The organism is Pseudomonas sp. M2(2023) (assembly GCF_030263955.1).
Taxonomy (GTDB): Bacteria; Pseudomonadota; Gammaproteobacteria; order Pseudomonadales; family Pseudomonadaceae; genus Aquipseudomonas; species Aquipseudomonas asiatica.
In genome coordinates this window covers 264,747-277,226 of the sequence record NZ_CP127114.1, presented here as the reverse complement: position 1 = coordinate 277,226, position 12,480 = coordinate 264,747, and the positions used below count along the sequence as shown (strand labels likewise).

11 protein-coding genes are annotated in these 12,480 nt (G+C 60.9%); 2 read left to right on the top strand and 9 right to left on the bottom strand.

Features of this window, described 5'->3' with window-relative positions:
• Positions 1–260: 260 nt before the first annotated feature.
• From QN085_RS01275 to QN085_RS01240, 8 genes are all read right to left on the bottom strand, one after another.
• The gene (locus tag QN085_RS01275; protein WP_013974693.1) at positions 261–1,250 is read right to left on the bottom strand and encodes a sulfate/molybdate ABC transporter ATP-binding protein; all 990 of its coding nucleotides are present in this window, start codon (positions 1,248–1,250) and stop codon (positions 261–263) included.
• Between the two features lie 3 nt (positions 1,251–1,253).
• A complete protein-coding gene (gene cysW / locus QN085_RS01270; protein WP_015272212.1) occupies positions 1,254–2,126 on the bottom strand; it encodes a sulfate ABC transporter permease subunit CysW in 873 nt (290 codons plus the stop codon).
• A gap of 11 nt (positions 2,127–2,137) precedes the next feature.
• Positions 2,138–2,956 (bottom strand): sulfate ABC transporter permease subunit CysT, encoded by an 819-nt coding sequence (gene cysT, locus QN085_RS01265; protein WP_013974695.1) that lies wholly within the window; start codon positions 2,954–2,956, stop codon positions 2,138–2,140.
• Between the two features lie 185 nt (positions 2,957–3,141).
• Positions 3,142–4,149: a sulfate ABC transporter substrate-binding protein gene (locus tag QN085_RS01260; protein ID WP_031324298.1), complete on the bottom strand. Its 1,008-nt coding sequence runs from the start codon at positions 4,147–4,149 to the stop codon at positions 3,142–3,144.
• Between the two features lie 49 nt (positions 4,150–4,198).
• A complete protein-coding gene (gene oscA / locus QN085_RS01255; RefSeq protein WP_023660784.1) occupies positions 4,199–4,381 on the bottom strand; it encodes a sulfur starvation response protein OscA in 183 nt (60 codons plus the stop codon).
• Between the two features lie 248 nt (positions 4,382–4,629).
• Positions 4,630–7,683, bottom strand: coding sequence for an efflux RND transporter permease subunit (locus tag QN085_RS01250; protein ID WP_013974698.1), 3,054 nt, complete (start codon positions 7,681–7,683; stop codon positions 4,630–4,632).
• A complete protein-coding gene (locus QN085_RS01245; protein WP_013974699.1) occupies positions 7,680–8,747 on the bottom strand; it encodes an efflux RND transporter periplasmic adaptor subunit in 1,068 nt (355 codons plus the stop codon). Before QN085_RS01245 ends, QN085_RS01250 begins: the two co-directional genes overlap by 4 nt.
• Entirely contained in the window at positions 8,744–9,832 is a 1,089-nt protein-coding gene (locus QN085_RS01240) for an efflux RND transporter periplasmic adaptor subunit (protein WP_023660783.1), read from the bottom strand. Before QN085_RS01240 ends, QN085_RS01245 begins: the two co-directional genes overlap by 4 nt.
• Before the next feature lie 283 nt (positions 9,833–10,115).
• Between QN085_RS01240 and QN085_RS25810 the strand changes: the two genes are divergently transcribed.
• The gene (locus QN085_RS25810; protein WP_080563832.1) at positions 10,116–10,841 is read left to right on the top strand and encodes an RHS repeat-associated core domain-containing protein; all 726 of its coding nucleotides are present in this window, start codon (positions 10,116–10,118) and stop codon (positions 10,839–10,841) included.
• A gap of 356 nt (positions 10,842–11,197) precedes the next feature.
• Here QN085_RS25810 and QN085_RS01230 read toward each other — a convergent pair whose 3' ends face one another.
• A complete protein-coding gene (locus QN085_RS01230; RefSeq protein WP_023660782.1) occupies positions 11,198–11,470 on the bottom strand; it encodes a DUF3077 domain-containing protein in 273 nt (90 codons plus the stop codon).
• A 527-nt stretch (positions 11,471–11,997) separates the two neighbouring features.
• Here QN085_RS01230 and QN085_RS01225 point away from each other — a divergent pair.
• Positions 11,998–12,453, top strand: a complete 456-nt coding sequence (locus QN085_RS01225; RefSeq protein ID WP_013974702.1) for an REP-associated tyrosine transposase — start codon at positions 11,998–12,000, stop codon at positions 12,451–12,453.
• The last annotated feature ends 27 nt before the right edge of the window (positions 12,454–12,480 follow it).

The window sequence follows — 12,480 nt, the reverse complement described above, 5'->3', positions numbered from 1 at the left end:
GCTGAATCATCGGTGTCAGGGGCTTATCTCTTAAAGTAATTTTTAGAATTATGGTTAGAACTTTACTGAATATATTTTTGAAGAATTGTGGCAAAGCTGCGGAATTCGCGGGCTGTAGCCGGGCGGGCTTTCAATCATGCATTGCCGGCATGCGAAATGTTCGCGTAAGGCATGAGATTGCCGCGAGGGCTGCGCCCTCGATCCATCAGGCATAAAAAAACCCGGGACCAACCCCGGGCTTTTTCATTATCAAAGGCGACTCAGATATCCGCCACCTTCTGCCAAACCTTCGGCCGGAAGAACAATGTCTCCCCCCGCGCCAACCCGGTCAGGCTGTCATGGTCCTTGACCACTTCGGCCTCGATCAGCTCGCTCTGCCCTTCCACCTTCAATGTCACCCGCGTGGTCGCGCCCAACGGCCGGATGTCGCGCACCTCGGCCGCATGGTGCCCTTCGGTCTCGTGCCGCGACAGCGACACTTCGTGGGGGCGGAACAGCACATGATGCCCTTCGCTCAGGGCCAGGCGGTTGGAGTCACCAAGGAAGTGGTAGACAAAATCGTTGGCCGGGTGCTCGTACACCTCGCCCGGCGAGCCGATCTGCTCGATCACGCCCTTGTTCATCACCACGATGCGGTCAGCCACCTCCATGGCTTCTTCCTGGTCGTGGGTGACGAACACCGACGTCAGGTTGATGTCCTCGTGCAGGCGCGCCAGCCAGCGGCGCAGCTCCTTGCGCACCTTGGCATCCAGCGCACCGAAAGGCTCGTCCAGCAACAGCACCTTGGGTTCCACCGCCAGCGCACGGGCCAGGGCGATACGCTGGCGCTGGCCACCGGACAACTGCTCGGGGTAGCGGTCGGACAGCCAGTCCAGCTGCACCATGTTCAGCAGTTCATGCACCTTCTCGGCAATCTTGCTCTCGCTCGGGCGCTCGCCCTTGGGCTTCATGCGCAGGCCGAAGGCGACGTTGTCGAACACACTCATGTGGCGGAACAACGCGTAGTGCTGGAACACGAAACCGACGTTGCGGTCGCGCACGTCATGGCCGGACACGTCCTCGCCATGGAACACGATATTGCCCTGGTCGGGGGTTTCCAGGCCGGCGATGATGCGCAGCAACGTGGTCTTGCCGCAGCCGGAAGGGCCAAGCAGCGCCACCAGCTCGCCGCTGTTGATGTCCAGGTTGATGTTGTCCAGGGCCTGGAAGCTGTTGAAGCGCTTGCTGACGTTACGAACTTCGATCGACATGAATCATTCCTCCGCGGCGCTGTGGCGCAGGCGGTTAATACGGTTCTCGCTCCACTGCTTGAGCAGCAGGATGAAGAGCGCCAGGATCAGCAACAGGCTGGCCACGCTGAAGGCCGCGACATGGTTGTACTCGTTGTAGAGGATCTCCACGTGCAGCGGCAAGGTGTTGGTCACGCCGCGAATGTGGCCGGACACCACCGACACCGCGCCAAACTCGCCCATGGCCCGCGCGGTGCACAGCACCACCCCGTAGATCAGGCCCCATTTGATGTTCGGCAGGGTCACGTGCCAGAACATCTGCCAGCCATTGGCACCGAGCAGGCGCGCGGCCTCCTCTTCCTGCGTGCCCTGCTCCTGCATCAGCGGGATCAGCTCACGGGCCACGAACGGTACGGTGACGAAGATGGTGGCCAGGACGATGCCCGGCAGGGCGAACACGATCTGGATATCGTGGTCCTGCAGCCATGGCCCGAACAGGCCTTGAGCGCCGAACATCAGCACGTAGACCAGGCCGGCGATCACCGGCGACACCGAGAACGGCAGATCGATCAGGGTGACCAGGATACTCTTGCCACGGAAGGTGTACTTGCTCACGCACCAGGCGGCGCTGACACCGAACACCAGGTTCAGCGGCACCGAAATGGCCACGGCGAGCAGGGTCAGCTTCAGCGCCGACAATGCGTCAGGCTCGAAGATCGCCTCGAAGAAGGTGCCAAAGCCGTTCTTCAGCGCCTGCGACACCACGATCACCAGTGGCAGCAGCAGGAACAGCGCGAACACCAGCCAGCCAAGGCCGATCAGGATACGCCGCGAAGTGGCGCTGCCCCGGCGGGCAGCGTTGGCGGCGGCGGTTGCATTCAGGGATGAACTGGACATGCCGGCCTCCTTCAAGGGGTTTCGATGCGGCGCTGCAGCAGGTTGATCAGCAGCAGCAGGATGAAGGAAACCACCAACATCAGCACGCCGATGGCGGTCGCGCCGGTGTAGTCGTATTGGTCGAGCTTGACCATGATCAGCAGCGGCAGGATCTCGGTCTTCATCGGCATGTTGCCGGCAATGAAAATCACCGAACCATACTCGCCCACGCCGCGGGCGAAGGCCAGGGCAAAACCTGTCAGCCAGGCAGGCAGCAGCGCTGGCGCCAGCACATGGCGGAACACCTGCAGCGGCTTGGCGCCCAGGCAGGCAGCGGCCTCCTCCACTTCACGCGGAATGTCGGCCAGCACCGGCTGCACCGTACGCACCACGAACGGCAGGGTGACGAAGGTCAGCGCCAGGGTGATGCCCAGTGGGGTGTAGGCGATCTTGAAGCCCAGGTCGGTGGCGAACTGGCCGACCCAGCCCGAGGGTGCGTACAGGGCGGTCAGGGCAATACCGGCCACGGCCGTGGGCAGGGCGAACGGCAGGTCGATCATTGCATCGATGATCTTGCGCCCAGGGAAGGTGTAGCGCACCAGCACCCAGGCCAGCAGGGTACCGATCACACCGTTGATGATGGCGGCGAACAGGGCGGTGCCGAAACTCAGCTTGAGCGCGGCGATCACCCGCGGTGCACTGATGATGTTCCAGAACTGCTCCCAGGTAAGCTGCGCGGCGTGCACGAACATGGCGGCCAGCGGTATCAGCACTATCAGGCTGAGGTACACCAAGGTGTAACCCAGCGTCAGCCCGAAGCCGGGTATGACGGGGGAAATGCGGCGTGACATAAATATCCCTGGTTGAACGCACGAAACCCGAGACAGATCCCGGGCCGGTGCAAGCTTCTGAATCCTGGGGCTGCTTTGCAGCCCAATCGCGACGCAAGGCCGCTCCCACAGGAGATTGCGGTTCCTTGTGGGAGCGGCCTTGCGTCGCGAATGGGCCGCATGGCGGCCCCGCTTTTCCTTGGCCCTTACTGTGCCTGATAGATCTGGTCGAACACACCGCCATCATTGAAAAATTTAGGTTGTGCAGTCTTCCAGCCACCAAAGTCCTCGTCGATGGTTACCAGGTCCAGTTTCGGGAACTGCTTGCCGAACTCGGCAGCGACCTTCTCGTCACGCGGGCGGTAGAAGTTCTCGGCTGCGATCTTCTGCCCGGCCGGGCTGTACAGGTGCTTGAGGTATTCGGTGGCAATCTCGCTATTGCCCTTCTTCTCGGCGTTCTTGTCCACCACCGCCACCGGCGGTTCGGCGAGGATCGACAGCGAAGGCACGATGATCTCGAACTTGTCGGCACCTCCGTCTTCCTTCAGCGCCAGGAAGGCTTCGTTTTCCCAGGCCAGCAGCACATCGCCCTGGCCGTTATTGACGAAGGTGATGGTCGAGCCACGGGCGCCGGTATCCAGCACCGGGACGTGCTTGAACAGCTCCTGCACGTACTCCTTGGCCTTTTCTTCGCTACCGCCGGCCTTCAGGCCATAGGCCCAGGCCGCCAGGAAGTTCCAGCGGGCGCCGCCGGAGGTTTTCGGGTTGGGGGTGATGACCGACACATCCTTCTTGATCAGGTCGCCCCAGTCCTTGATGCCTTTCGGGTTGCCCTTGCGCACCAGGAACACGATGGTCGAGGTGTACGGGGTGCTGGCATCCGGCAGGCGGGTCTGCCAGTTGTCTGGCAGGGTCTTGCCGAGCTTGGCGACTTCATCGATGTCGCCGGCCAGGGCCAGGGTCACCACGTCGGCACGCAGGCCGTCAATCACTGCACGGGCCTGCTTGCCCGAACCACCGTGGGATTGCTGGATCTTCACCTTGTCGCCCGGGTGGGCCTGCTGCCAGTGCTTGATGAACTCGGCGTTGTACTGCTGGTACAGCTCGCGGGTCGGGTCGTAGGACACGTTCAGCAGTTCGTAGTCCTTGGCGATGGCGGAACCGGCAAAAACAGCACTGGCCAAGGCGGCAAGCGCATAACGGCGGATGGACATGGTGAAGCTCCCGATTGGCATTTTTCTAGTTTTTGAATGTGTGGTGCGATCAGCCGGTCTTGTTGCCGGGCTGCTGCAGGCGGAACTTCTCCTTGCGCTCGATCTGTACGACCTGAGCGTTGTGCACGGTGATCTCCACCGCACCGAATCGCAGGTCGCGCAGAGCGCTCTGGATTTCCCGCAGAATGGTGGCTTCGTCCTGACCGTCGATGCTACGCACAGATGCACTCATGCTCGTTCTCCTTGGAGTGAGGGTGCCGGGCTGAGGTTTGAAGGGGATTTGCGCCTGGCTTGAGGGCAATAGTAGTGAGGCGGGGTTATTCTTAAAAATACTGTTTGAGAATGTTTATATAACCAAAACAAAATACAATTTTGAAAGCGACGGAAGACCCTGTGGGAGCGGGTTCACCCGCGAATGCGGCGGTGGTTCCACCATCGCATTCGCGGGTGAACCCGCTCCCACAGAGCCCGTGCAGGGCTTCAGTTGTGTTTCTGTGGCTCGCGGATCTTGTACCAAGCCACATACAAGGCCGGCAGGAACAGCAGCGTCAGCAGGGTCGCCACGATGATCCCGCCAATCATGGCGTAGGCCATCGGCCCCCAGAACACCTCGCGGGCAATCGGGATCATGCCCAGGCTCGCCGCCGCCGCGGTCAGCAGAATCGGCCGGCGCCGGTGGTTGGTTGCCTCCACCACCGCATCCCACGGCGACAAGCCCTGGGCTTCGAACTCGTCGATCTGCGTCACCAGGATCACCGAGTTACGAATGATGATGCCCGCCAGCGCGAGAATGCCGAGAATCGCCACGAAGCCCATGGGCGTACCTGTGGGCACCAGCGCAATGATCACGCCAATCAACCCCAGCGGCGCCACGCTGACCACCAGGAACAACTTCTGCACGCTGTGCAGCTGGATCATCAGGAACGTCGCCATCAGGAACAGCATCAGCGGGATGACCTTGCGGATCGGCCCCTGCGCCTTGGCGCTCTCCTCCACCGTACCGCCGGTGGCCACTTCGAAGCCCACCGGCAACTTGCTGGCGAACTCGTCGATCTTCGGCTTCAGCTGGGCCACCAGGTCGGTGGGCTGGATGTCGCCGTTGACCGAAGCCTTGATGGTGATGGTCGGCTTGCGGTCGCGACGCCACACCAGCGGCTGCTCCAGCTCGTAGCGCACGGTGGCGAACGCCAGCAGCGGGATCGAAGTGCCGTTGGGTGTCAGGATCTGCAGGTTCTGCAGGGTATCCGGCGAGCCACGCTCGCTGTCCTCGGCACGGGCGACCACGTCGACCAGGTAGATGTTGTCGTTGACCTGGGTGATCTGCACGCCGCTGACGATGCTGTTCATCACATTGGCCACGTCCTCCGACGACAGGCCCAGCTGGCGCGCCTTGTCCTGGGCGATTTCCACGCGCAGCACCTTACCCGGCTCGTTCCAGTCGTAGATCATCTCGCCGATGTGTTCGTTCTGGTCGAGCAAGGTGGCCAGCTCGATGGCGTGCTTGCGAACCTCGTCGATATTGGCACCGCTTACCCGATACTGGATCGGTCGGCCCACCGGTGGGCCCATTTCCAGCGATTGCACGTTGGTGCCGACGCCAACGAATTCTTCATGCAGGATCTTCTGCAGGCGCTCCATCATGGCCTGGCGTTCTTCGAAGCCCTTGCTGACGATCACCAACTGCGCGTAGTACGGGTTCTGCAACTGCTGGTCGAGGGGCAGGTAGAAGCGGATCGCGCCCTGGCCGATATAGGTACTCCAGTGCACCAGGTCCGGGTCGTCCTTGATCCGCGCCTCGAAACGGTCGACCACCTTGCGCGTCTCCTCGATCGAGGCGTTCTGCGGCAGGTTGAGGTCGACGAGGATTTCCGGGCGGTCAGAGGACGGGAAGAACTGGTTCTGCACGAAGCGTTCGCAGAAGATCGCCAGGGCGAACAACACCACGGTGCCGATGATGGTCAGCCAGCGGTTGCGCATGCACCACAACAAACCATGCTCGAAGGCCCGGCCGACGCGCCCCGGCTCGGCTTCATGGTGCTTGAGCTTGGCACTGCTGAGGATGTGCACGCCTAACACCGGGGCGAAGAATACCGCCACCACCCACGACACCATCAGTGCCACGGCAATTACCGCAAACAGCGTGTAGGTGTATTCACCGGCCGAACTGGCGTTGAGGCCGATCGGCACGAAGCCGGCCACAGTCACCAGGGTGCCGGTGAGCATGGGGAAGGCTGTGGAGGTATAGGCAAAAGTCGCCGCCTGCTCCTTGCTTTCGCCCATTTCCAGCCGTGTGACCATCACTTCCACAGTGATCATCGCATCATCCACCAGCAGGCCCAGGGCGATGATCAGCGCCCCCAGCGAAATCCGCTGCATGGTGATACCGCTGTACTCCATGAACACGAACACCATGGCCAGCACCAGCGGGATCGAGCAGGCCACCACCAGCCCGGCACGCACGCCGAGGCTGACGAAGCTCACCGCCAGCACGATCACCACCGCCTCGAACAGCGCACTGGTAAAGCCGCCGACCGCTTGCTTGACCACCACGGCCTGGTCGGAAACAGTGTGCACCCCGACGCCCACCGGCAGGTCTTCGACCACCTGGTCCATGCGTTTTTTCAGCGCCGCGCCGAACACCTGGATATTGCCGCCGGCCTTCATGCCGATGGCCAGGCCCAACGCCGTCTGGCCGTTGTAGCGGAACATTGGCGAAGGGGGGTCGACGTAACCACGCTCGATATCGGCGATGTCGGCCAGGCGGAAGAAGCGGTCGTTGATCTTCAGGTTGACGGTTTCCAGGTCTTTTTCCGAGGTGAACTGCCCGGAGGTACGCACCGAGATACGTTCCGGCCCGGCCTCGATCACGCCGGCAGGGGTCACGGCGTTTTGCGATTGCAGGGCCTGCATGACCTGGCGCTGATCGATGCCCAGGGCTGCCAGCTTGCGGGTAGAGAAGTTTAGGTACAGCACTTCGTCCTGGGTGCCGATCAGCTCGATCTTGCCGATGTTGGGCACATCGCGCACTTCGGCCCGCGCCTGTTCCACGTAGTCGCGCAGCTGGCGCAGGGTCAGGCCGTCGGCGGTGAAGGCATAGATAGAACCGAACACATCGCCGAATTCATCGTTGAACCCGGGCCCCTGGATGCCTGCAGGGAACTCACCGCGAATGTCCTGGATCTTCTTGCGCACCTGGTACCAGATTTCCGGGATGTCCTTGGCCTTGGTGGTGTCGCGCAGGTACACGTAGACCGTGGATTCGCCGGGGCGGGTGTAGCTTTTGGTGTAGTCGAGGGAGTCGAGTTCCTCGAGCTTCTTCTCGATACGGTCGGTGACCTGGTACAGGGTTTCGTCCTGGGTCGCGCCGGGCCAGCGGGTCTGGATGACCATGGTCTTGATGGTGAACGACGGGTCTTCCTCACGGCCCAGGTTGAAGTAGGAAAAGATCCCCATCAGCAGGCCGACGAACATCAGGTACCAGACGAACGATTGATGCTTGAGTGCCCAGTCGGACAGGTTGAAGCTTCCTTTCATTGCGCATCCTCGTCGAAGGTGACCTTCTGGCCAGGCTTGAGGCTGTTCACGCCCGCAGTCACCACCCGCTCGCCGGGCTGTACGCCCGAGGTCAGGACGATGCTGTCGGCGGTTCGACCGATCAGGGCCACATCACGGGTGGCCACGGTCTTCTGCTGCGTATCGATCACCCATACCTGGGTCTTGCCGTCGCGCTCGAGCAAGGCACTCAAGGGCAGTTCGCTGCGCGGCGACACCTCCGAACTCAGGGTCACGCTGATGGCGGTGCCCAGGTGGAAGGCCGCCGGGGTGCTCGCCAGGGTCAGGCGCGCGCGGCGGGTGCGCGTGGTGGCGTCGGCCTGGGGTTCCAGTTCCCGCAGGCTGGCGGTGGTGTTGATGGTCGGGTCCAGCTGCGAAGCAACGGTGAAGGTCAGGCCTTTGCTCAACTGCTCGGCCAGGCCGATCGGCAGATCGATCACCGCTTCCTTCACATCCGGCCTGGCCAGGGTTACCACGGCCTGGCCGGCGGTGACGGTTTGCCCGGCTTCGGCCTGCCAGGCAGTGATTACCGCGGCGTGGTCGGTGCGCAGGGTGCTGTAGTCGAGCTGGTCACGCGCCTGGCTGAGTGCAGAGCGCGCCTGCTCCAACGCCGCGCTGGTGGTTTTCAGGTTGGTCTGGGCGATATCCAGCTGGGCCTGGGCGCCTACGCCACGGTCATATAGCTGTTGCTGCCGGCGGGCATCGGCCTGGGCGTTGATCCACTGCGCCTGCACCTTGGCCAGGTCGCCTTCGGCGGCACGCAACTGGTTCTGCTGGTCGGTCGGGTCGAGGGTGGCCAGGGTATCGCCCGGTTTCACCTGGGCGCCCACATCCAGCCAGCGCCGGGCAATACGCCCGGAAACCCGGAAGCCCAAGGTGCTTTCGAAACGTGCCTGGATACTGCCGGCGAAGCGGCCGAGCTGCGACTGCACCTGGGGTTCGACCTTGACCGACAGCACCGGCCGAATCGGCTCCGGCACTTCATCCTCGCTACTGCAGCCGGCCAACAGCACGCCGGCCGACAGCATCAGCAGCAGGCGCTTCATAGCTCACCCCCTTTGGCCTTGGCATCGATCTTCAGTACCTGCATGCCGGGGTGCAGCAACTGCCCGCCATTGACCACCACTGTCTCGCCGCCCTTCAAGCCACTGGCGACCACGATCCTGCCGGTGAGATAACGGCTGACTTCGACCTTGCGCAGTTCTACCTTGTCACCCTCGCCCACCACCCACACCGCTGGTTCGTGCAGCGCCTTGGTCAAGGCTGACCATGGCAGCTCGATACTTGGCCGGCCTTGGGCATTGGTGGTGGCTTTCACCGGTGCGCCCAGCTGCATCGCCGGCGGCACATCTTTCAACCCGACCTTTACCTGTACCGTGCCACTTTGCGCGGACACCGTGGGAGTGATTTCGCGCACGAAGCCACGGGCCTGGACCTTCGGGTCGTCCAGTAGGCTGACGATCACGCCGGCATCGCTGGGCGGAGCCACCAGCAGTGACTCATAGACATTGAACACAGCATCACGATCGCCATCGGTGGCAAGGCTGAAGATTGGCATGGTCGCCTGCACCACCTGGCCGACCTCGGCCTGGCGCTCGGTGATGACCCCATCGGCCTCGGAGACCAGCGCGGTATAGCTCAGTTGTTCGTTGGCATTGGCCAATTGCGCCTGTGCGGCCTTGAGCGCGCTCTGGTTGCTACGCAGCGCGGCTTCGGCGGAATCGTATTCGCTCTGGCTTGTATAGCCCTTGGGCAACAGCTTTTGCTGGCGCACGAAGGCAGCGCTGGCCTGGGTGACCCGCGCCTGCGCGGCGAACACCTCGGCCTTGGCCGAGTCGACATTGTTCTGCAGGTCTTTCGGGTCCAGCCGCGCCAACACCTGGCTGGCCTTTACGTGGTCGCCGACATCGACGCTGCGCGAAATGATCTTGCCGCCCACCCGGAACGACAGGTCGGTCTGCACCCGCGCCTGCACATCGCCAGTCAGGGTGACCCTGGCAGCGAAATCGGTGGGGGATACCTGTTGCACGCCTACGCGTGGCAATGTTTCGGTGGTTTCTTCCTTACTACAGCCCGACAGCAGGGACACAAGCCCCAGGCAGACGACCAACAGCGGACGTATCAACGTCATGCAGGCTCCTTGCTTGCGCGCAAATGATTCGTGGGATGCGACTGTTAGCGTAGATCAGGGTTCGATAAACATCACTGACGGGGATCAGTTCAGCATTTTCAGCGCCTGTCGGGCGGGCGGGTCTGCGAATCGGCCGCACAGGTCAGACGGTCCACCAAAAACCTAGCATTTATGCCAGTAGCTGGAAGCATGCGACCGTTACATAGTGAGATGACCTTGGTCGAACCGACAAACTCAGCTACGCCTGGGCAATTTCTGTCAAAGTCTGAAACTGAGAAGCCATATGGACGCGCGCGAAACTTCACTCCGTTTTTACCAGAACAACAGATGTACCACCGAAATCTGCGGGTCTGTAACACGCTCGTATTTTCACCATGAGGGGAACCTCTTGGCACAACGCACGGCAGGTGCAGATACACCGCTTTTACTCTTCGCAGTGAACAGCAGCAACACAGTGATGAGTGCGTTCGAACAGGCTGGTAGAACGCAGTACCGTTATACCCCGTACGGCCAACGCCCGGCCTCTGCCGATTCTAATATGCCTTTGGGATTCAATGGCGAGCAGCTGGACGAAGTAACAGACTGTTACTCGCTGGGTAATGGCTATCGTCAGTATAGTCCCGTGCTGCAGAGGTTGTGCAGCCCCGATGATGAAAGCCCGTTTGAGGAAGGTGGGTTGAACCCCTACGCGTATTGTGTAGGGGACCCGGTGAACAACGTTGACCCCACCGGGCACTTTTCTTTCTCATTACTTTTTATGGCTACGACAGAATTAGCCAGCCTTGGAACACTCACTGCAAGTTTTATTGTAAAAGATCCTAAAGCCCGAGATGTTCTACAGGGCGTATCTGGGTTACTTACAGCCGTCGCGCTTGCGGCGGGTGCCTATAACCTGGGTAAGCGCATCCCTCTACGACCATCGCGGGGTGCCCCCGTGGGCAGAGGGAATACTGCTCAACCGCCCGGGATTCCCCAAAACAATAATCACCGAAGTGCCGCGAGAAGCTAAATTCCGTTCCGCCCGAGAGCAACAACGAGAGTTTCGAACTCAATGGGCTTTACATGGCTCCACGAACGTACATTATCCCTCGAGCAAGGATCCAGCCTAGTGTAGGTTCGAGCACACCAGCGAATTTTGGAAGCACACCAGCGAATAGACATCCAACACCGGGCGCACCAACGACAGAGCTCCCTGCTGGCGTGAAAAAGATTCGTAATTTAAAGAACTGACGGGAATTTATTAGGCATTTCCAGCGCCTGCGCGGGCCTCTTCGCGGGCACGCCCGCTCCCACAGGATGGTCGCCAGCCTCAAGCCTGCGCTGTACCTGTGGGACCGGGCGTGCCCGCGAAAGGGCCGGTACAGGTCAGAGCTGAACTGAAGCCTTGTTCAGTCCCAGTTCGATGTCATCGATCAGTGCTTTGGCAAAACCGCTCAGAATTCTCGCGGCACTACCGGCCAGCCGGTCATTTTCCATCTCGGCTTCGGTCGTCAGGTGATTGATGCACCCGAGCATGACGGAGAGTTCGGAGAAGGCATGGTTGAAAGGGATATTGGCCTGGACGCGGAAAAGGTCCATGCAGGTTTCTTTACCGACGGTGCTGCTGTTTTTTGGGTGATCTGGAACGTGCGTTGTCATGGTCGGAATCCAATGTCGTTTATAGAACCGCCAGCTCATCTTTCTCACGGATAAGGGGTGGCAGCCGTACGCGGGGTGAGAAAACCGAGGACATTGAACCCGGCCAGGCCGAGGCCTGCCCACGCAAGGCCGCCATGACAGGAAGCCTGTTCAACATCGAGCGGGTTTCTCACACCCGGTCACCTTGATTGGCGACTCGACGACGTTATCCCTGGGGCATTTCCCCTACAACAGAGCAGCTTCCACACGGCTCGTAGGATAATTCCCAAGCCGATCCAACTGAAGCCTTTGGTTTGAGTTGATGAAAAGTCGTACACCTTCAGGGCCTCTTCGCGGGTGAACCCGCTCCCACAGGGTTATGTGCAGCCTTCAGGACCTGCGCAATACCTGTGGGAGCGGGTTCACCCGCGAAAGGGCCGGTACTGCCATCCGCAAGCTTCTGCCATATTCAGAAACCATGATCTACGCAGCACCTGTATCTCAGCCACTACCTTTGAAAAGTCACCTGCTTTTCAAGGAAGAAGCCAATGTCGCGAGCCCAGTCTCACCTGCTTCGCCGTGGTCGCTATTCAGAACTTGGCCGGCTCTATCTGCTGACCACCGTCACCCACCAGCGCAAGCCGCTGTTCCATGATTTCCACCATGCCCGGCTGGTCATTCACCAACTGCGACAATCAGACCAGGAACATGCCTGCCGATCATTGGCCTGGGTGCTGATGCCGGACCATCTGCATTGGCTGATTGAGTTGAAAGGTACGACGTTGGGCACCTTGATGCGAAGGTTCAAGTCCAGGTCCAGTCTGGTTTTGCATCAGGCGGGGGTTGAGCATGATCCGGTATGGCAGTCTGGGTATCAGGACCGGGCATTAAGAAGGGAAGAAAGCATGGTGCATGTCGCCAGGTACATTGTTGCCAACCCCTTGCGGGCAGGCCTGGTCAGAAGTGTCAGGGACTATCCACATTGGGATGCAGTCTGGCTTTGAATCTGTGCTGGGGCCTTCGCGGGTAAA

Bases quoted from the DNA above. Each gene is read 5' to 3' on its own strand.
- cysT (WP_013974695.1), bottom strand. From the start codon at position 2,956: ATGTCACGCCGCATTTCCCCCGTCATACCCGGCTTCGGGCTGACGCTG.
- oscA (WP_023660784.1), bottom strand. From the start codon at position 4,381: ATGAGTGCATCTGTGCGTAGCATCGACGGTCAGGACGAAGCCACCATT.
- QN085_RS01250 (WP_013974698.1), bottom strand. From the start codon at position 7,683: ATGAAAGGAAGCTTCAACCTGTCCGACTGGGCACTCAAGCATCAATCG.
- QN085_RS01260 (WP_031324298.1), bottom strand. From the start codon at position 4,149: ATGTCCATCCGCCGTTATGCGCTTGCCGCCTTGGCCAGTGCTGTTTTT.
- QN085_RS01275 (WP_013974693.1), bottom strand. From the start codon at position 1,250: ATGTCGATCGAAGTTCGTAACGTCAGCAAGCGCTTCAACAGCTTCCAG.
- QN085_RS01240 (WP_023660783.1), bottom strand. From the start codon at position 9,832: ATGACGTTGATACGTCCGCTGTTGGTCGTCTGCCTGGGGCTTGTGTCC.
- QN085_RS01225 (WP_013974702.1), top strand. From the start codon at position 11,998: ATGTCGCGAGCCCAGTCTCACCTGCTTCGCCGTGGTCGCTATTCAGAA.
- cysW (WP_015272212.1), bottom strand. From the start codon at position 2,126: ATGTCCAGTTCATCCCTGAATGCAACCGCCGCCGCCAACGCTGCCCGC.
- QN085_RS25810 (WP_080563832.1), top strand. From the start codon at position 10,116: ATGGACGCGCGCGAAACTTCACTCCGTTTTTACCAGAACAACAGATGT.
- QN085_RS01230 (WP_023660782.1), bottom strand. From the start codon at position 11,470: ATGACAACGCACGTTCCAGATCACCCAAAAAACAGCAGCACCGTCGGT.
- QN085_RS01245 (WP_013974699.1), bottom strand. From the start codon at position 8,747: ATGAAGCGCCTGCTGCTGATGCTGTCGGCCGGCGTGCTGTTGGCCGGC.